The following is a 17,092-nucleotide window of genomic DNA, read 5'->3' on the forward strand; positions in this document are numbered from 1 at the left end:
GGCGGTCCCTGCGTCAGACGAGGGGCTCGGCGTCGGAGCGCGGCAGCACCAGCTCGAGCACGGCGCCGCCGGTCGGCCGGTTGGAGGCACGGACGTCGCCGCCCCACGCGCGAGCGGTGGCCCGCGCCATGGAGAGGCCGAGCCCGCTCCCCATCGGCCCGTTGGGCGGGCGGCGGTGCCAGAAGCGGTGGAAGACGTGCTCCAGGTCGGCCGGGGCGATCCCGGCTCCGTCGTCGGCCACGACGATCGAGCAGGTGGTCTTCGACGCGGTGCCCCGGATCTCGATGCAGCCGTGGTCGGCGGTGTGGTGCACCGCGTTCTCGACCAGGGCGTCGACGGCCAGGGCCAGCCAGACCGGGTCGGCGTCGACGACCGCGTCCGTGTCCGTGTCCACGTCGACCGCCCAGCTCCGGCCCGGCTCCGCGGACCAGTTGGCGCCCACCTCACCGACGAAGTCGGCGAGGTCCACGCGCTGGGCGGGCAGCACCTCACCCGCGTCGATCTGCGCCAGCGCCAGCAGCCGGTTGGACAGCACCGACATCCGGTCGAGCTGGCGCAGCGTGGTCTCCAGGTCCTCGCGGACCGTCGGCACCAGCGCGTTGCCGGAGGCCAGCTCGAGGTGGCCGCGCGCGATGGTGACCGGGGTGCGGATGGCGTGGCTGGTGTCGCGGAAGAAGCTGCGCTCGCGCTCGAGCATGTCCCGCTGGACGGTCGACATCCGCTCCAGCTCCCGGTGCGCGGCGGCCCGGCGCCGGGCGTGCCACATCATCGTGACCAGCAGCGCCGGCATCAGCGGGATCTCCGACAGCTCCGCGAGGTCGATCACGCCCTCCTCGTAGGCGTCGACCATCAGCAGCCCGGTGATGACGGTGAGGACGCCGACGACGGCGAGGGTCGCGGGCACCGGCCAGATCCGGAAGCCGTAGACCAGCATGATGCTGACGAAGATCAGGTGGTACGGGATCGTCGCCGGCTCCGGATAGGCCCACATCAGCACCAGGCAGGCCGTGACGAACACGGCGAGCGCCGCGTCGATGGCGATCCCGACCGTCGTCCGGGCGCCCGCCCGGGCGAAGCGCCCGGTGCCGACCGGGCTCGCGGCCGGGTCGTGGGCCGGCCGGGTCGGAGCCCGGCCGTCAGCCACTCTGAAGCTGGTAGCCGACATTGCGGACCGTCCTGATCACGTCGCTGCGCAGCCGGTGCCGCAGGCGCGCCACGCACACGTCCACGACGTTGGTCGCCGGGTCGAAGGCGTAGCCCCAGACCTCGGCGAGGAGCTCCTCCCGCGAGCAGACCCGGTCCGCGCGCCGCATCAGGTAGCGCATCAGCAGGAACTCGCGCTCGGGCAGCGCCATCGCGCGGCCGTCGATGCGCAGCTCCCGGGTCTGCAGGTCCAGGACGACCTGCCCCACCCTCAGCACGTCGTCGTGCCCCACCCCGTGGGTGGAGGCAGCGATCCTCGCGCGCACCCGGGCCAGCAGCTCCCGGATCGCGAACGGCTTGCCCAGGAAGTCCACGGCGCCGGCCTCGAGCACCTCGACCCGCGCGCCGACGTCCGACTCCGCCGAGAGCACCAGCACGCCCACGTCGGGCCGGGCGCCGTGCAGCGCCCGGAGCACCTTCCGACCGTCGACCCCCGGCATCACCAGGTCGAGGACCACCAGGTCCGGTGGCTCGTTGAGCGCGAGCCCGAGGCCGACGGCCCCGTCGTACGCCGTCGCCACGTCGTGCCCGTCGCCGACCAGGGCGCGTTCGACGAAGCGAACGACCTCCGGTTCGTCATCGATCACCAGAATCTGCGCCATTGCCCCTGCCCCCTTCCCTGTAGTCCAACAGGCCCGTCACGCGGAACGCATACTCAAAATCGGTGGATTGCGGGGCCGAGGATCAACGGGTCGCCACCGGCGCCGGTATAGCCGCCGACGCGCGCCGCCGCCGGTAGGGTCGGCGCGGGCCGGCGGAACCGAGCGGCCGCCCCGGACCGGGAGGAGGGGCGATGCCCAGCGCCGTCGTGATCGGGAGCGGACCGAACGGGCTGACCGCCGCCATCCGGCTCGCCCACGCGGGGTTGGACGTCACCGTGGTCGAGGCGCACGAACGCCCCGGCGGCGGCACCCGGAGCGGCGAGCTCACCGTCCCCGGGGTGCTGCACGACGAGTGCGCGGCGTTCCTGCCGTTCGGCGTCGCCTCCCCCTACCTCCGCGCGCTCCGGCTCGAGCGCCACGGCCTGCGCTGGCGCTGGCCCGAGGTGGACCTCGCCCACCCGCTCGACGACGGCCGCGCGGGCGTCGCCGGCCGGGACACCGACGCGACGGACCGGTCGCTCGGCGCCGACGCGGCGCGCTGGCGGCGCCTCGTCGGCCGGTCGGCCGACGACTTCGAGCGCCTCGCCCCGGCCGTGCTCGGCCCGGTGCTCCGGGCACCCCGGCACCCGGTCGCCCTGGGGCGGTTCGGCCTGACGGCGCTGCAGCCGGCCACCCGGATCGTCCGGCGGTTCGGGGACGAGCCCGCCCGGGCGCTGTTCACCGGCGCCGCGGCCCACGCGTTCGGACGGCTGGACACCCCGCTCAGCGGCTCGGTCGGCCTCGTGCTCGCGGCCGCCGCGCGGGCGGTGGGGTGGCCGGTGGTGGAGGGCGGCACCGAGTCGCTGACGCGGGCGCTGCTCGCCGAGCTCGCCGCGCACGGCGGGCGGGTGGTCACCGGTCACCGGGTCACCTCGCTGGCCGCGGTCCGCGAGCCCGCGGGGCTGCCCCGCGACCCGGACGTGGTCGTGCTCGACACCGCCCCGGCCGGCGTGCTGGAGATCGTGGGCGACCGCCTGCCGCCCCGGGTCCGCCGGGCGCTGACCCGCTACGAGTACGGGCCGGCGGCGTTCAAGGTCGACCTCGCCGTCGAGGGCGGCATCCCGTGGCGCAACGACGACTGCCGCCGCGCCGGCGTCGTGCACGTGGGCGGTACGTCGACGGAGATCGTCCGCGCGGAGGCCGCGACGGCGCGTGGCGAGATGCCCGAGCGCCCCTTCGTGCTGCTGGGCCAGCAGTACCTCGCCGACCCCGGCCGCTCCCACGGCGACGTCCACCCCGTCTACGCCTACGCCCACGTGCCGAACGGCTACCGCGGCGACGCCACCGAGGCACTCCTCGCGCAGGTCGAGCGCTTCGCGCCCGGATTCCGGGACCGGGTCGTGGCGGTCGCCGCCCGCGGACCGGCCGCGCTGGAGGCGGGGAACCCCAACTACGTCGGCGGCGACATCGGCGCGGGGGCCAACACCGCGCGGCAGATCGCGCTGCGCCCGCGGGCCACGCTCACGCCGTACGCGCTCGGGGTGCCGGGGGTCTACCTGTGCTCCGCGGCGACCCCGCCGGGCGGCGGCGTGCACGGGATGGCCGGCTTCCACGCCGCCGAGGCGGCGCTGGCGCGGCTGTAGGCGGCCCGGTTCAGGCGCGCAGCACCTTCTCCATCGGCCGTCCCTTGGCGAGCTCGTCGACGAGCTTGTCGAGGTAGCGGATCTGCTGCATCAGCGGGTCCTCGACCTCCTCCACCCGGATCCCGCAGACCTTCCCGGTGATCAGTGAGACGTTCGGGTTGAGGTCGGCGGCCGCGAAGAAGTCCCGGAACGTGGTCTCGGCGTCGAGGTGCTTGCGGAACGTCTCCTCGTCGAAGCCGGTCAGCCACCGGATCACCTCGTGCAGCTCCTCGACCGTCCGGCCCTTGCGCTCGACCTTGTTCACGTAGTGGGGGTAGACCGAGGCGAAGCTGACGTCGAAGATGCGGCTCACGCCCCGATCCTAGGCGCCCGCGCCGGGCCGGGGTCGTGTGCCCCACGCCCCGGCAGGGCGATGCCTCGGGCACACGACCCGGGCCGGAGGACGGGCGGGCCCGCTCACCCGATCGTGGCGATCACCGCGCCCTGCCGCACCTCGGCGCCCTCCTCGACGACCAGGCGGATCGTGCCCGCCGACGTCGCCACCACGTCCGCGGCGACCTTGTCGACCTGGACCTCGGCGATCACGTCGTCGACGCGCACCCGATCGCCGTCCCGGAGGAACCAGGTGGCGACCACGCCGACCGCCCCCGGCTCCTCCTTGGACAGCTCCGGGAAGAGGACGTCGCTCACCCGGTGAGTCCCAGCACCCGGCGCACCGCCGCCTCGATCCGCTCCGACCCCGGCAGCACCGCCTGCTCGAGGGCGTGGGCGTACGGGATCGGGACGTCCGGCACCGCGACCCGGACGGGTGGCGCGGAGAACAGCGACGGGTCGACGTCCGTCACGGACGCGACGACCTCGCCGGACATCCCGAAGGAGAGGTAGTCCTCGTCGACCACGACGAGGCGGCCGGTCTTGGCGACCGTCGACAGGACGGCCTGCCGGTCCAACGGCACCAGCGAGCGGAGGTCGACCACCTCGACGCCGATCCCCTCACCCGCCAGCCGGTCGGCGACGTCGAGCGCATGGTGCACCGACCGCGAGATGGTGACCACGCTGACGTCGTCGCCCGCGCGCACCACGTTGGCGACGCCGATCGGGACCACGTGCTCCCCCACCGGGACCTCGTCGATCGCGCGCTCGTTCTTCGCCATCCAGGGCAGGCCCATGACGCCCTTGTGGAAGACGTAGACCACCGGGTTGTCGTCCCGGATCGCCGCCGTCATCAGGCCCTTGGCGTCGGCGGGCGAGCTGGGCACCACCACCTTCATGCCCGGCAGGTGCGCGAACGTGCCCCACAGGCACTGGGAGTGCTGCGCCCCGTCGGAGTACCCGCCGCCGGCCGCCATGGTCAGCACCATCGGCACCTTCACATTGCCACCGGACTCGAAGTGGATCTTCGCCATGTGGTTGTAGATCTGGTCGAGGCACACCCCCATGAAGTCGGCGAACATCAGCTCGACGACCGGCCGCAGGCCCTCGACCGCGGCGCCGATGCCGAGGCCGATGAAGGCGGTCTCGGAGATCGGCGTGTCGATGATCCGGTCCGGCCCGAACCGGTCGAGCAGGCCGGTCGTGGACGAGAAGATGCCGCCGTACGCGCCGACGTCCTCGCCCATGTAGAAGACCCGCTCGTCGCTCTCCATCACCTGGGCGAGCGCCTCCACCATCGCCTTGCTGGTGCTGATCCGGCGGGTCTCGGGTCCGGCCGGAAGCTCCTGGTTGGTCAGTGTCATCGTTCTCTCCTCACGCGAAGGCGTACGCCGTGGCGGTGGCCGGGTCGGGGATCGGGCTCTCCTTGGCGTAGGCGACGGCCTCCTCGACCAGCGCGGACGCCTCCTCGCGCACGGCGGCCACCGCGGCGTCGTCGAGCACCCCGTCGGCGAGCAGGGTGGCTTCGTAGGCCGGGATCGGATCGCGTTCGGCGGCCGACTCGAGATCGTCGCGGTATCCCTGCGCGTCCCCCTCGAAGTGGCCCCACAGCCGGACGGTGTGCACCTCGATCAGCGACGGCCCGTCGCCGGCACGCGCCCGCGCGACGGCACGCGAGGCGGCCGCGTAGACGGCCTCGACGTCGTTGCCGACCCGCTCGCCGGGGATCCCGTAGGCCGCGGCGCGGTCGGCGTTCGAGGCGATGGCCGTCGCCGCGTCGCGCGGCACCGAGATCGCCCAGTCGTTGTCCTCGACGACGAAGACGACCGGGAGTCGCCAGCGGGCCGCCAGGTTGAGCGACTCGTGGAAGGCGCCCTGGTTGGCCGCGCCCTCGCCGGTGACGGCGACCGCGACCCGGTCCGTCCCCGCGCGGCGGAACGCGAACGCCTGGCCCAGCGCCGGCGGGTAGCCCTCGGCGATGATCCCGGAGCAGGAGAAGTGGGTCTGCGGGTCGAACAGGTGCATGTGCCCGCCGCGGCCGTGGCCCAGGCCGGTGGCGCGGCCGAAGATCTCCGCGGTCATCGCGCGCAGGTCCACGCCGTGCGCGATCGCCAGGTGGTGGGGGCGGTGCGTGGCGGTGACCGCGTCGTCGGTCGTGAGTGGCGCGCAGATCCCCGCGGCGACCGGCTCCTGACCGGCGGAGAGGTGCATCTCCCCCGGCACCAGGCCCTTGCCGATGTCGAACCCGGGCCCCTTGTCCGCGTGGTACTCGCGGAGGATGGCCTCCTCGTAGGTCCTGGACAGGACCATCGTCTCGTAGAGCGCGCGGCGCAGCTCGGGCTGCAGCGCTGGCTGCGTCGATGACCCGGCGTCGACGCTGGCACCGGTGGTGGTCGTCATGAGCGGAATCCCCTCTGTCGGTGACGAACCACCCCAGGATGTGACGCCGATCACTCTAGAGACAGGGTCCAAGGGCCCGAGCGCGCCGGCCCCCGCGGAAGCGACCCTCCCGGACTCACTCGGGCTGCGGGCCCCCGCTGCGTCCGCGGAGCACGCGCAGCACGGTGAGCTCGTCACCCTCGGCGCGGTAGTAGATGCCGAACGGGAACTTCGGCAGCGCCGCGCGCCGCACCCCCGGTACGCCGTCGACGGGCGGCGCCCCGTGCGGGAACAGCTCCAGGCGCTCCATCGCCGGATCCACCTCGTCCAGCAGCTCGTCGCCCGTCCCGGCCGCGGCGTCGACGTACGCGACGGCCTCCTCCAGGTCCGCGATCGCCAGCCGGGTGAGCCGGACGCTCATCGTCCCGACCTCAGCATCCGCCGCACGTCTCCCCACGCGCAGCACTCGTCCCCGCCGTCGGCCTCGTGCAGCCCCGCCATCAGCAGCGGCAGCTCCTCCGGGCGCGGGACGTGGACGCCGTCGGCGAAGTGGCTGCGCAGCGCCTCCTGGATGACCTCGGACCTGGTGCGGTGCTCCAGCGCCCGGGCGCGTTCCACGAGCTGGTAGAGCTCCTCCGGCAGCGTCACTGCCACCTTGTGCACCGTCACGTCGGCCACCTCCGGTCGGGTACGAATCATACCGTCGCGCGGCCGTTCGCCGGAGTGTCGCGACCGCCCGTCCGCCCCGTCGCGGAGCTCCGGCGGAGCACCCCGAGTTCGCCTCTATCACCCGCTTCAATCACCTGATAGATTCCAGGGCATGAGCACCGAGAGCCTGTCGGCGCCGTACACCACCGAGTTCGGGTTCGAACGCACCGTGGGACCCACCATCGGGGTGTTCCTCGGCGGGCTCCGCCAGGGTCGGCTCCTCGGGGTCCGGGGGTCCGAGGAGCGGATCCTGTGCCCGGCTGCGGAGTTCGACCCGGTGACCGCCGAGGCGGTCGGGGAGTTCGTCGAGCTGGAGGCGCGCGGCACGGTGGTCACCCACACCTGGGTCCAGCCGCGCGTCGGCGACCCGGTCGACCGCCCGTTCGCGTGGGCGCTGATCCGGATCGACGGCGCGGACACGAACCTGTTCCACGCCGTCGACACCGGCGGCGACCCCACGCCGCTGCGGGCCGGCCTGCGGGTGCGGGCCCGGTGGGCGGACGAGCGCGTCGGCTCGATCCGCGACATCGCCTGCTTCGAGCCGGAGGAGCGATGAGCCGCGCACTCGTGGCCGCCGACCTCCCCGAGCCGGTCGCGACCATCGCGGCGCCGTTCCGCGTCGACTACACCTACGTCGCCGGGGTCGGCCGGTCGACATACCTGCGCGGGATGGCCGAGGGCCGGTTCCTGGCCCGGGAGTGTCCCGGCTGCGGCCAGGTCTACTTCCCCGCCCCGGAGCAGTGCGCGCGCTGCCTGACCGGGCTGCTGCCGCCGAGCGAGATACCCGGCACCGGCACCGTCAGCACCTTCTGCATCGTCAACCTGCCGTTCCCGGGGCAGCTCTTCACGCCGCCGTACGTCGTCGGCCACCTCAACCTCGACGGCACCGGGAACCGGCTGATGCACCGGATCATGGAGGTCGAGCCCGCCGACGTCACGGTCGGGATGGCGGTGGAGCCGGTGTGGGCGCCGCGGGCGGAGTGGGAGCCGTCCCTGGCGAGCGTCCGCTACTTCCGGCCGACCGACCCCGCGCTGCGGGCCCCGCTGCCCGCCGAGGTGGTTCCCGCCGAGGCCGCTCCGGGGGGTGCCGATGCGTGAGGTCGGCGTGGTCGCGTTCGCCCAGTCCGACTGCCTCGCCGCCAACCGGCGCGACGACATGGCGGACATCCTGGCGCCGGTGATCGCCGCCGCGGTCGCCGAGGCCGGCGTCGACCGCGGCGAGATCGACTTCCACTGCTCGGGCAGCCACGACTTCCACGAGGGCCGCACCTTCGCCTACATCGAGTCCCTCGACGCCGTCGGCGCCTGGCCCCCGATCTCGGAGTCGCACGTGGAGATGGACGCCGCCTGGGCGGTGAACGAGGCGTGGTCCTGGCTCCAGCTCGGCGAGGGCGACATCGCCCTGGTCTACGGGATCGGCCGCGGGTCGCTGGCCCGCGACGCCGACCAGGTCAGCCACACCATGCTGGACCCCTACTACCTCAGCCCCCTGCGCCCGCACCGGCACGCCCTCGCCGGCCTCCAGGCCCAGGCGCTGCTCGCCGCCGGCGCGATCGGCGAGGCGGACCTGGCCGCGACCGTGGCGCGCAGCCTCGCCGACGCCGAGGCCAACCCGCACGCCCAGCGCAGCGGCAGGTACGACGTCTTCGACCTCCTCACCGCCCCGTACGTCGCCTCTCCGCTGCGCGAGCACGACGTCGCGCCGCTCGGGGACGCCGCCGCGGTGCTGGTCCTCGCCACCGGGGACCGGGCCCGCGAGCTCGCCGAGCGACCGGCGTGGATCCGCGCGATGGACCACCGGATGGACACGCACTACCCGGGGTCGCGGGACCTCACCCGGCTGGAGACCGTCGAGCTCGCCGCCGGCCGCGCGTCCGCGATGGCGGGCTTCGCCGCGTCCGAGGTCGACGTCGCCGAGCTGCACACCGAGTACAGCCACGCCGAGCCCCTGCTCGCCGACGCGCTGGGGCTGGGCCGCGACGTCGTACTGAATCCGTCGGGTGGGCCGCTGGCCGGCAACCCGACCACCGCCACCGGGCTGATCCGGATCGGCGAGGCCGCGGCGAGGATCCGGTCGGGTGAGGCGGACCGTGCCCTCGCGCACGCCACCTCCGGCCCGGCCCTGCAGCACAACATGGTCAGCCTGCTGGAGGGGGACGGATGAGCGGCCGCGCGGCCGGACAGCCCAGGGTCGCCGTGGTGGGGGTCGGCCAGAGTCGGCAGGCCAAGCGGCGCGAGACCTCGATCGCCGGGTTGGTGCGCGAGTCGGTCGCCGGCGCGCTGGACGACGCGGGCCTGACGTTCCGCGACGTCGACGCGATCGTGCTCTCCAAGACGCCGGACCTCTTCGACGGCGTGATGCAGCCCGAGCTCTACCTGGCCGACGCGATGGGCGCCCGGAACCTCCCCGTGACGCGGGTCTTCACCGGGGGCAGCGTCGGCGGCCACGCCGCGATCTACGCCGCACACCTGGTGCAGGCCGGCCTGGCCGAGCGGGTGCTCGTGGTCGCCTACAGCAAGGAGTCGGAGGGCAACTTCACCTGGGCCCTGTCGCGGCCGCTGCCCTTCCACGTCTCGCTCGGCGCGGGCGCCGGCGGCCACTTCTCCCCCGTGATCCGCGAGTACATCCACCGCTCCGGGGCCCCCGAGCACATCGGCTGGCAGGTCGCCGTCAACCACCGGCTCAACGCCACCCGCAACCCGCTGGCCCACGTGCAGATGCCCGACATCACCGTGGAGAAGGTGCGCGACTCCCCGATGCTCTGGGACCCGGTGCGGTTCCTCGAGTCGTGCCCGACCTCCGACGGCTCGGCCGCGATCGTGGTCACCGGCGAGGCCGAGGCGGAGCGCATCTCGGCCGCCACCGGGCGCCCGCCGGCGTGGGTGCACGGGATGTCCTGGCGCACCGAGACCGGGCACTTCGCCGGCCGGGACGAGGTGAACCCGCGGGCCGGCGCCGAGTGCGCCGCCGACGCGTTCGCCCAGGCGGGGATCACCCGGCCGGCCGACGAGCTCGACGCGGCCGAGCTCTACATCCCGTTCAGCTGGTACGAGCCGATCTGGTTGGAGAACATCGGCCTCGCCGAGGCCGGCGCGGGCTGGCGGATGGTCGACTCCGGCGCCACCGCCTTCGGCGGCGACCTCCCGGTCAACCCGTCCGGCGGCGTGCTCTCCGGCAACCCCACCGGCGCCACCGGCCTGGTCCGGTTCGCGGAGGCCGCGCAGCAGGTGCGGGGGCTGGCCGGCGAGCACCAGGTCGCCGGAGCGCGGCGCACGGTCGGCCACGCGATGGGCGGGGCCTCGCAGTTCCACGCGCTCTGGGTCGTGGGGGTCGAGAAGCCATGAGCGACCGAGCCGGGAGCAGTCGAATGAGGGAGACACCGTGACGGACCTGCTCTTCGAGCGCGACGGGCACACCGCCGTACTGACCATGAACCGGCCCGAGCGCAGGAACGCGCTCAGCCTGGCGATGCTGGACGGGTTCCAGGCCGCCTGGGACGAGATCGACGGCGACGACCGGATCCGGGTCGCCATCCTCACCGGCGCCGGCTCGACCTACTCCGTCGGCGGCGACCTGAGCGACGGCTGGATGGTCCGCGTCCCCGGCTCCCGCCGCGACGGCTCCCCCGGCGCCGCCGCCGAGCTGCCCGCAGGCGACGCGGCGAAGGCGACCCCGGGACGCAGCCTGGTCACCGAGGCACTGCTGCTCAGCCGGTCGCTCACCAAGCCCCTCGTCGCCGCCGTCAACGGCGCCTGCCTCGGCGGCGGCTGCGAGATGCTCCAGCAGACCGACATCCGGGTCGCCGAGCGCAGCGCCGTCTTCGGGCTTCCCGAGGCCCAGCTCGGGCTGATCGCCGGCGCCGGCTCCACGGTCCGCCTCAAGCGGCAGATCCCCTACACCAAGGCGATGGAGATGATCCTGACCGGAGACCCGCTGACGGCCGCCGAGGCCTACCACTTCGGCCTGGTCGGCCACCTCGTCGAGGACGGCCAGGCGATGGAGAGGGCGCTCGACATCGCCGACCGGGTCGCCGCCAACGGCCCGCTCGCGGTCCGCAACGCCAAGGCCGCCGTGCTGCAGAGCGGGTGGCTGGACGAGGAGACCGCCCGCGCCGTCGAGCGGCGGCTGGTCACCGAGGTGATCGCCTCCGCCGACGCCCGCGAGGGCATCAGCGCGTTCCGGGAGAAGCGCCAACCGAGGTTCGAGGGACGGTGACGGAGATGGCCACATCAACCAGCGCCGGCGATCGCACGCCCTGCGTGATCGGGGTCGGGATGACCCGGTTCACCCGGATCGAGACCGAGCCGTGGTGCTATCCGAAGATGGCCGGCGCGGCGGTCCGCGACGCGCTCGCCGACGCCGGCATCGGGTACGACGCCGTGCAGCGCGCCGCCGCCGGCTTCGTCTTCGCGCCCTCGACCGCCGGCCAGCGGGTGCTCTACGACATCGGGCTGACCGGCATCCCGGTGGTCAACGTCACCAACAACTGCGCGACCGGCTCCACGGCGCTGGCCCTCGCCGTGGAGTGGGTCGCGGCGGGCCTGGCGGACGTCGTACTGGCCGTGGGGTTCGAGCAGATGACGCGGGCCGCGATGGCCGCGACCCCGCCGGAGGTCCCGGGCCGCCTCGCCGCCAGCACGCTGGACCACCACCTGGAGGCGATGTGGTCGGCGCACGGCATCGCGGAGACGCCGCTGACGGCGCAGTTCTTCGCCAACGCCGCCCTGGAGCACCGGCAGCGCTACGGCACCACCGACGAGCAGCTGGCAGCGGTCGCCGTGAAGAACCACGGCCACTCCACGGCCAACCCCAACGCCCAGTTCACCGAGGCCTACACGCTCGAGCAGGTCCTGGCGGACCGCCCCGTGCACCCGCCGCTGACCCGGTCCCAGTGCTCCCCGATGTCCGACGGCGCGGCGGCCGCGGTCGTCGCCAGCGCACGGTTCGCCGAGGCCCACGGCCTGACCGACCGGGCCGTGCGGGTGCTCGGGCAGTCGCTGGTCACCGACACCCGGGACACCTTCGCCCACGGGTCGATGATCGACGTGGTCGGGTCGCCGATGACGGAGGAGGCCGGCAGGAGGGCGCTGGCCTGCGCCGGGATCGGCATCGACGAGGTCGACGTGATGGAGCTGCACGACTGCTTCACCGTCAACGAGCTGATCACCTACGAGGCGCTCGGGCTCTGCAAGCCCGGCGAGTCCGGCCCGCTGGTCACCGACGGCGCGACGACCTACGGCGGCACGTGGGTGGTCAACCCGTCGGGCGGGCTGATCTCGAAGGGCCACCCCCTCGGCGCCACCGGGCTGGCCCAGTGCGCCGAGCTCACCTGGCAGCTGCGCGGCGACGCCGAGGGCCGGCAGGTCGCCGGTGCCGAGGTGGGGCTCGCCCACAATCTCGGGCTGGGCGGGGCCTGCGTCGTCACGGTCTACGGTGGTCCCCGATGAGCGCGGAGGCCACGCCCAGCCCGGTGACCGGTGTCGAGTCCGGCCTGCCCACCGAGCGGCGCATCCTGCTCGCCGCCGAGCAGCTGTTCGCCGAGCGCGGCATCGACGCCGTCTCCCTGCGGTCCGTGATGGCCGCCGCGGGCACCAACGTGGCGTCGGTGCACTACCACTTCGGCTCCAAGGACGCACTCGTCGCCGCCCTGATCCGGGAACGCGCCGGCGAGGTCTCGGCCCGCCGCGCCGTCCTGCTCGACGGGCTGGCGGAGCCCGGCGCGCTGGACGCGCCCTCGCTCGCCCGGGCGTTCGTCGAGCCGGTCGCCCACATGGCGCTGCACGACGGCCCGCACTGGGTACGGATGGTCTCCGGGATCATGGCCACCGGGCACCCGTCCATCTCGGTGCTGATCGACGGCTTCCGCGCCCAGGCGCTCACCTTCACCGACCTGCTGTCGCGGCTGCACCCCGAGTGGACCCTGGAGAGGGTGCGGTTCCGCCTGAGTCACGCCATGCGGACCACGTTCACGGTCCTCGGCGACCTCGGCGCCGGCCACGACCTGCAGCAGATCTCGACGTCGGCCATGACGACCGACCAGATCGTCGCCGAGCTGAACGACCTGGTCGCCGCCATCCTCAGCGACCCCGTGGTCGGCGCCCCGGAACCCCGGGACTGAGCCTCGATGCACCTCCCCCGACCGCCCTCCCGGCCGCGGCCCGACCTGACGCCGCTGGCGGCGCTGTTCCGCGGCGACCCCCGCGACGCGTTCGACGTCGTCGAGGTCTACACCGGGGCGCCGATCGCCCAGGTCCCCCGCGCCGGTGCCGCCGACGTGGCCGCCGCCTTCGGCGCCGCACGGGCCGCGCAGCACGCCTGGGCGGAGCGATCCGTCCAGGACCGGCTCCGCGTGTTCCGGCGCTTCCACCGGCTGGTGCTCAAGCGGCACGCCCTGATCAGCGACGTGATCCAGCTCGAGACCGGCAAGGCCCGGCGGATGGCGTTCGAGGAGATGTGCGACCTCCCGATCCTGACCAGCCACTACCTGCGGCACGCGGAGCGGATCCTGCGCCCGGTGCGCCACGCAGGCGCCGTACCGGGGGTGACGGCGGCGCTCGAGCTGCGCCACCCCGTCGGCGTGGTCGGGGTGATCTCGCCGTGGAACTTCCCCTTCGCGATCGCGTTCTGCGACGCCATCCCGGCGCTGATCGCCGGCAACGCGGTCGTGCTCAAGCCGGATCCGCACACGCCGCTGTCGGCGGCGCTGGCGCTGAGCCTGCTGCACGAGGCCGGCCTCCCCCGCGACCTGGTGCAGCTGGTCTGCGACGACGGCCCCGTGACCGGCCCGGCGGTCGTCGAGCACGCCGACTTCGTGATGTTCACCGGCTCGCTGGCGACCGGCCGCCGGGTGGCCGCCCGCGCCGGCGAACGGATGGTGCCCTCCTGCCTGGAGCTCGGCGGGAAGAACCCGATGATCGTGCTGCGCGACGCAGACCTCGACGAGGTGGTGGCCAGCGCGGTGCTCGGCGTCTTCGGCAACACCGGCCAGCTGTGCCTGCACATGGAGCGGATCTACGTCGAGGACGACGTCTACGAGGAGTTCCGGGACCGGTTCGTGGAGCGGGTCGGCCGGATGCGCGTGGCCGCGCGGTACGACTTCGAGGCCGAGATGGGCGCCCTGGCCACCCCCGAGCACCTGGCGCGGGTCGCCGCCCACGTCGAGGACGCGGTGGCGCGGGGCGCGCGGGTGCTCGTCGGCGGCCGGCCCCGCCCCGACCTCGGCCCCACGTTCTACGAGCCGACCGTCCTGGAGGGCGTCACCGAGGGGATGCGGGTGCACCGCGAGGAGACCTTCGGCCCCGTGGTCGCGCTCTACCCGTTCTCCGACGCCGAGGAGGCGGTCCGGCTCGCCAACGACAGCGAGTACGGCCTCAACGCCAGCGTCTGGAGCACCGACCCCGACGCGGCCATGGCGATCGCCGCGCAGCTCGAGACCGGCCACGTCAACATCAACGACAGCGCCCCGCTCGGGTACGCGACCAAGTCCGCCCCCTCCGGCGGCGCCAAGTCCTCCGGCCTCGGCGTGCGCAACGGCGACCAGGGCCTGCTGAAATTCACCTACCCGACCACGGTCGCCACGCTGAAGAAGCAGGTGATGGGGCCACCCGAGGGCACCCCGTACGCCGCCTACGCCAAGCGGACCCTCGCCACCCTCTCCTGGATGCGCCGCCTCCGCCTCCGCTAGCAGCGCGAACCGGGGCTCAGGGCACGCCGAACCGGGGCTCGGGGCAGGCCGAACCGGGGCTCGGGGCAGGCTGTCACGGCCCAACTGCCGGTTCGGCGCGCCCCACCTGCCTGTTCGGCCTGCCCCGACTGCCGGCTCGGCATGCCCCGACTGCCGGCTCGGCGGTCAGGCGAACGGCCAGCGGGCACGGACGTGGCAGTCGCCCTCGTCGTACCAGTGCCACTCCAGCGCCTCGGCCACGCAGGCCGCCGGAAGGGTCGCGCCCAGGCCCACCCGGACGGAGTCGACGTCGACCCCGGTGGAGGCGCGGTCCAGCGTGAGGTGCGGTACGACGTCCGCGAACTCCCCCGCGTACGGCGGGCAGTCCGGGAACGCCGCCCACAGCCGGGCGGTGAGCTCCGCGAACGGCGCGGCCGGCTCGGGCGGGGTGTGGATGGTGCCGTCGGGGAACGCCTCGACCCCGGTGAGGGCGAACCCGAAGGCGGGCGTCGCGGCGGCGACCCGGGCGACCGTCGCCAGCGCCTGCGGGTCGGGCGCCTCGCGCCACGGCGCCAGTGCGGTGACGTGCGCGTGGGTGAACGCCGGGTCCGCCGAGACCCAGGCCGGCTCGTAGTGCGCCCAGCGCGACCTGACGAACGGCTCCAGCGCCGGCACCGGCACGACCAGCACGGAGTGACCCACGACCGAGCACCGTAGCGGCCGGCGACTAGGTTGCCCCCATGACCGCGCCCGTGATCGCCCCGCCCGACCCCGCCACCCGCGAAGCCGCGACCGAGCGCCTCGCGGGCCTGGCCACGCCCGCGGGCGCGCTGGGCCGGCTGGGCGACGCCGGCGTGTGGGTCGCCGCGACCCAGGGACGGGTGCCGCCGGCGCCCCTGGACGACGTGCGGCTGGTGATCTTCGCCGGCGACCACGGGGTGGCACACCACGGCGTCTCCGCGTATCCCCCGGCGATCACCGGCGCCATGGTCCGTACCTTCGTCGCCGGCCGCGCCGGCGTCTCGGCGCTGGCCGGCGCGCACGGGGTCAGCGTGCGCGTGCTCGACCTCGGCGTGGACGACGACCTGGCCGACGTGCCCGCCGAGGTCCGCGCCCACAAGGTGCGCCGCGGTAGCGGCGCGATCCACCTCGAGGACGCCCTGAGCGCCGAGGAGACCGAGCGGGCGATCGCCACCGGACGGGCGGTCGCGGCCGAGGAGATCGCCGCCGGAGCGCAGCTGCTGCTCAGCGGCGACATGGGGATCGGGAACACCACCCCCGCGGCCGCGATGGTCGCTGCCGGGCTCGGCCTGCCCGCCAGTGAGGTGGTCGGCCGCGGGACGGGCGTCGACGACGCCGCCCTGGACCGCAAGACCGCGATCGTCCAGCAGGCGCTGGACCGCGCGGGCTACCGGCTCACGGACGCCGTCGAGACGCTCACGGCCCTCGCCAGCGCCGACCTCGCGGCCACCGTCGGCTACCTGCTGGAGGCCGCCGAGCGCGGCGTCCCGGTGCTGCTCGACGGCCTGATGTCGGTGGCCTGCGCCCTGACCGCGGACCGGATCGCCCCCGGTGCGGCGGCCTGGTACGCCGCCGGGCACCGCTCCACCGAGCCTGCCCAGACGCTCGCGCTCGCCAAGCTCGGCCTCGAGCCGCTGCTGGACCTGGGCCTGCGGCTCGGCGAGGGGTCCGGCGCCGTGGCCGCGGTGCCGGTGCTCCGCTCGGCGGTGGCGTTGCTGCGCGACGTCGCCCTGCTGACCGAGCTGCTGCCGGACGGGTGAGGCCGGCCGACCTCGGCCGCGGGCTGCTGCTCGCGGCCGGCACGCTGACCGCCGTCCGGGTGCCGCCGGTGACCGCGGTGACCCCGGCGACGGCCCGCGCGGCGATGCTGCTGGCGCCGCTGGCGGTGGCGCCGCTGGGCGCGCTCACGGTCGCGATCCTGGTGGCCGGGGACGCCCTCGGCCTGCCCCCTCTCGCGGTGGCGCTCGTCGCGCTCGGCGGCCTGGCGACGGGCAGCCGGGCGCTGCACCTGGACGGGCTCTCCGATGTTGCGGACGGGTTGACCGCGTCGTACGACCGGGAGCGGTCGCTGGCGGTGATGAAGGGCGGCACGGCCGGGCCGGCGGGCGCGGCCGCGCTGGTGCTCGTGCTCGGCGTCCAGGCCGCTGCGATGGCGGCCCTCGTCGGCGACGCCTCCGACGCGTTCCTGGCCGGCGCCGCGGTGTGCTCCTCGCGGGCGGCGCTGTGGATCACCACCGCCCGTACCGTGCCGCCGGCGCGCCGGGACGGGCTCGGCTCCGCCTTCACCAGCACGGTCCCGGTGGCCGCAGCCGCGCTGGGCTGGCTGGTGCTGGCCGGGGCGGCGGCGCTCGTCGACCCGCTGCGCGGCCCGGTGACCGTGGCGGCCGCTGCGGCCGTCGTCGTGGCGGTGACCCACCGCGCGGTCCGCCGGTTCGGCGGGGTGACCGGCGATGTGTTCGGCGCCGCGATCGAGCTCGCGCTCGCGGTGCTGCTGCTCGGCGCCGCCGCTGCCTGAGCCCCG

Annotated in this window: 20 protein-coding genes; 11 read left to right on the top strand and 9 right to left on the bottom strand. The window is 74.6% G+C overall.

The window, feature by feature from the left end; all coding sequences use genetic code 11:
* Window positions 1-13: 13 nt before the first annotated feature.
* Both ABLM29_RS09850 and ABLM29_RS09855 read right to left on the bottom strand, forming a co-directional pair.
* Entirely contained in the window at window positions 14-1,144 is a 1,131-nt protein-coding gene (locus ABLM29_RS09850) for a sensor histidine kinase (RefSeq protein WP_349713923.1), read from the bottom strand.
* Window positions 1,137-1,805, bottom strand: a complete 669-nt coding sequence (locus ABLM29_RS09855) for a response regulator transcription factor (RefSeq protein WP_349713924.1) — start codon at window positions 1,803-1,805, stop codon at window positions 1,137-1,139. Before ABLM29_RS09855 ends, ABLM29_RS09850 begins: the two co-directional genes overlap by 8 nt.
* A 191-nt stretch (window positions 1,806-1,996) precedes the next feature.
* Here ABLM29_RS09855 and ABLM29_RS09860 point away from each other — a divergent pair, with 191 nt between their 5' ends.
* Complete coding sequence (locus ABLM29_RS09860) at window positions 1,997-3,427, top strand: phytoene desaturase family protein (protein ID WP_349713925.1); 1,431 nt, start codon at window positions 1,997-1,999, stop codon at window positions 3,425-3,427.
* Window positions 3,428-3,437: 10 nt separating this feature from the next.
* Here ABLM29_RS09860 and ABLM29_RS09865 read toward each other — a convergent pair whose 3' ends face one another.
* The 6 genes from ABLM29_RS09865 to ABLM29_RS09890 all read right to left on the bottom strand — a co-directional run bounded on the left by ABLM29_RS09865 (window position 3,438) and on the right by ABLM29_RS09890 (window position 6,847).
* Window positions 3,438-3,779 (bottom strand): DUF2200 domain-containing protein, encoded by a 342-nt coding sequence (locus ABLM29_RS09865; RefSeq protein ID WP_349713926.1) that lies wholly within the window; start codon window positions 3,777-3,779, stop codon window positions 3,438-3,440.
* 104 nt (window positions 3,780-3,883) lie between these two features.
* Window positions 3,884-4,117, bottom strand: a complete 234-nt coding sequence (locus tag ABLM29_RS09870) for a lipoyl domain-containing protein (protein WP_349713927.1) — start codon at window positions 4,115-4,117, stop codon at window positions 3,884-3,886.
* Window positions 4,114-5,163 carry an alpha-ketoacid dehydrogenase subunit beta gene (locus tag ABLM29_RS09875; RefSeq protein WP_349713928.1) on the bottom strand — a complete coding sequence of 350 codons (1,050 nt, stop codon included), beginning with the start codon at window positions 5,161-5,163 and terminating at the stop codon, window positions 4,114-4,116. The genes ABLM29_RS09870 and ABLM29_RS09875 overlap by 4 nt, the downstream gene beginning before the upstream one ends.
* 10 nt (window positions 5,164-5,173) lie before the next feature.
* Entirely contained in the window at window positions 5,174-6,199 is a 1,026-nt protein-coding gene (locus ABLM29_RS09880) for a thiamine pyrophosphate-dependent dehydrogenase E1 component subunit alpha (protein WP_349713929.1), read from the bottom strand.
* Between the two features lie 115 nt (window positions 6,200-6,314).
* Window positions 6,315-6,599: a type II toxin-antitoxin system RelE/ParE family toxin gene (locus ABLM29_RS09885; RefSeq protein ID WP_349713930.1), complete on the bottom strand. Its 285-nt coding sequence runs from the start codon at window positions 6,597-6,599 to the stop codon at window positions 6,315-6,317.
* On the bottom strand, window positions 6,596-6,847 hold the full coding sequence (locus tag ABLM29_RS09890; protein ID WP_349713931.1) for a ribbon-helix-helix domain-containing protein: 252 nt from the start codon (window positions 6,845-6,847) through the stop codon (window positions 6,596-6,598). The genes ABLM29_RS09885 and ABLM29_RS09890 overlap by 4 nt, the downstream gene beginning before the upstream one ends.
* A 151-nt stretch (window positions 6,848-6,998) precedes the next feature.
* Here ABLM29_RS09890 and ABLM29_RS09895 point away from each other — a divergent pair, with 151 nt between their 5' ends.
* The 8 genes from ABLM29_RS09895 to ABLM29_RS09930 are packed head-to-tail and all read left to right on the top strand — an operon-like array spanning window position 6,999 to window position 14,571.
* Window positions 6,999-7,442 carry a Zn-ribbon domain-containing OB-fold protein gene (locus tag ABLM29_RS09895; protein WP_349713932.1) on the top strand — a complete coding sequence of 148 codons (444 nt, stop codon included), beginning with the start codon at window positions 6,999-7,001 and terminating at the stop codon, window positions 7,440-7,442.
* Window positions 7,439-7,984 (top strand): Zn-ribbon domain-containing OB-fold protein, encoded by a 546-nt coding sequence (locus ABLM29_RS09900; RefSeq protein WP_349713933.1) that lies wholly within the window; start codon window positions 7,439-7,441, stop codon window positions 7,982-7,984. Before ABLM29_RS09895 ends, ABLM29_RS09900 begins: the two co-directional genes overlap by 4 nt.
* On the top strand, window positions 7,977-9,050 hold the full coding sequence (locus ABLM29_RS09905; RefSeq protein WP_349713934.1) for a thiolase family protein: 1,074 nt from the start codon (window positions 7,977-7,979) through the stop codon (window positions 9,048-9,050). The genes ABLM29_RS09900 and ABLM29_RS09905 overlap by 8 nt, the downstream gene beginning before the upstream one ends.
* Window positions 9,047-10,231: a thiolase family protein gene (locus tag ABLM29_RS09910; protein WP_349713935.1), complete on the top strand. Its 1,185-nt coding sequence runs from the start codon at window positions 9,047-9,049 to the stop codon at window positions 10,229-10,231. The genes ABLM29_RS09905 and ABLM29_RS09910 overlap by 4 nt, the downstream gene beginning before the upstream one ends.
* A 37-nt stretch (window positions 10,232-10,268) precedes the next feature.
* Window positions 10,269-11,102, top strand: a complete 834-nt coding sequence (locus ABLM29_RS09915; RefSeq protein ID WP_349713936.1) for an enoyl-CoA hydratase-related protein — start codon at window positions 10,269-10,271, stop codon at window positions 11,100-11,102.
* A gap of 5 nt (window positions 11,103-11,107) precedes the next feature.
* The gene (locus ABLM29_RS09920) at window positions 11,108-12,334 is read left to right on the top strand and encodes a thiolase C-terminal domain-containing protein (protein ID WP_349713937.1); all 1,227 of its coding nucleotides are present in this window, start codon (window positions 11,108-11,110) and stop codon (window positions 12,332-12,334) included.
* Window positions 12,331-13,005, top strand: coding sequence for a TetR/AcrR family transcriptional regulator (locus ABLM29_RS09925; RefSeq protein ID WP_349713938.1), 675 nt, complete (start codon window positions 12,331-12,333; stop codon window positions 13,003-13,005). The genes ABLM29_RS09920 and ABLM29_RS09925 overlap by 4 nt, the downstream gene beginning before the upstream one ends.
* 6 nt (window positions 13,006-13,011) lie before the next feature.
* Entirely contained in the window at window positions 13,012-14,571 is a 1,560-nt protein-coding gene (locus ABLM29_RS09930) for a succinic semialdehyde dehydrogenase (protein WP_349713939.1), read from the top strand.
* A gap of 165 nt (window positions 14,572-14,736) precedes the next feature.
* Here ABLM29_RS09930 and ABLM29_RS09935 read toward each other — a convergent pair whose 3' ends face one another.
* On the bottom strand, window positions 14,737-15,252 hold the full coding sequence (locus ABLM29_RS09935) for a 2'-5' RNA ligase family protein (RefSeq protein WP_349713940.1): 516 nt from the start codon (window positions 15,250-15,252) through the stop codon (window positions 14,737-14,739).
* Window positions 15,253-15,290: 38 nt separating this feature from the next.
* Here ABLM29_RS09935 and cobT point away from each other — a divergent pair, with 38 nt between their 5' ends.
* Window positions 15,291-16,331: a nicotinate-nucleotide--dimethylbenzimidazole phosphoribosyltransferase gene (cobT, locus tag ABLM29_RS09940; protein WP_349713941.1), complete on the top strand. Its 1,041-nt coding sequence runs from the start codon at window positions 15,291-15,293 to the stop codon at window positions 16,329-16,331.
* Window positions 16,328-17,086 carry an adenosylcobinamide-GDP ribazoletransferase gene (locus ABLM29_RS09945; protein ID WP_349713942.1) on the top strand — a complete coding sequence of 253 codons (759 nt, stop codon included), beginning with the start codon at window positions 16,328-16,330 and terminating at the stop codon, window positions 17,084-17,086. Before cobT ends, ABLM29_RS09945 begins: the two co-directional genes overlap by 4 nt.
* Window positions 17,087-17,092: the final 6 nt, after the last annotated feature.

The sequence above is a fragment of the Nocardioides sp. YIM 152588 genome, assembly GCF_040191335.1.
Classification (GTDB): domain Bacteria; phylum Actinomycetota; class Actinomycetes; order Propionibacteriales; family Nocardioidaceae; genus Nocardioides.

Bases quoted from the DNA above. Each gene is read 5' to 3' on its own strand.
- ABLM29_RS09855 (WP_349713924.1), bottom strand. From the start codon at position 1,805: ATGGCGCAGATTCTGGTGATCGATGACGAACCGGAGGTCGTTCGCTTC.
- ABLM29_RS09860 (WP_349713925.1), top strand. From the start codon at position 1,997: ATGCCCAGCGCCGTCGTGATCGGGAGCGGACCGAACGGGCTGACCGCC.
- ABLM29_RS09875 (WP_349713928.1), bottom strand. From the start codon at position 5,163: ATGACACTGACCAACCAGGAGCTTCCGGCCGGACCCGAGACCCGCCGG.
- ABLM29_RS09880 (WP_349713929.1), bottom strand. From the start codon at position 6,199: ATGACGACCACCACCGGTGCCAGCGTCGACGCCGGGTCATCGACGCAG.
- ABLM29_RS09885 (WP_349713930.1), bottom strand. From the start codon at position 6,599: ATGAGCGTCCGGCTCACCCGGCTGGCGATCGCGGACCTGGAGGAGGCC.
- ABLM29_RS09895 (WP_349713932.1), top strand. From the start codon at position 6,999: ATGAGCACCGAGAGCCTGTCGGCGCCGTACACCACCGAGTTCGGGTTC.
- ABLM29_RS09900 (WP_349713933.1), top strand. From the start codon at position 7,439: ATGAGCCGCGCACTCGTGGCCGCCGACCTCCCCGAGCCGGTCGCGACC.
- ABLM29_RS09905 (WP_349713934.1), top strand. From the start codon at position 7,977: ATGCGTGAGGTCGGCGTGGTCGCGTTCGCCCAGTCCGACTGCCTCGCC.
- ABLM29_RS09910 (WP_349713935.1), top strand. From the start codon at position 9,047: ATGAGCGGCCGCGCGGCCGGACAGCCCAGGGTCGCCGTGGTGGGGGTC.
- ABLM29_RS09920 (WP_349713937.1), top strand. From the start codon at position 11,108: ATGGCCACATCAACCAGCGCCGGCGATCGCACGCCCTGCGTGATCGGG.
- ABLM29_RS09925 (WP_349713938.1), top strand. From the start codon at position 12,331: ATGAGCGCGGAGGCCACGCCCAGCCCGGTGACCGGTGTCGAGTCCGGC.
- ABLM29_RS09930 (WP_349713939.1), top strand. From the start codon at position 13,012: ATGCACCTCCCCCGACCGCCCTCCCGGCCGCGGCCCGACCTGACGCCG.
- cobT (WP_349713941.1), top strand. From the start codon at position 15,291: ATGACCGCGCCCGTGATCGCCCCGCCCGACCCCGCCACCCGCGAAGCC.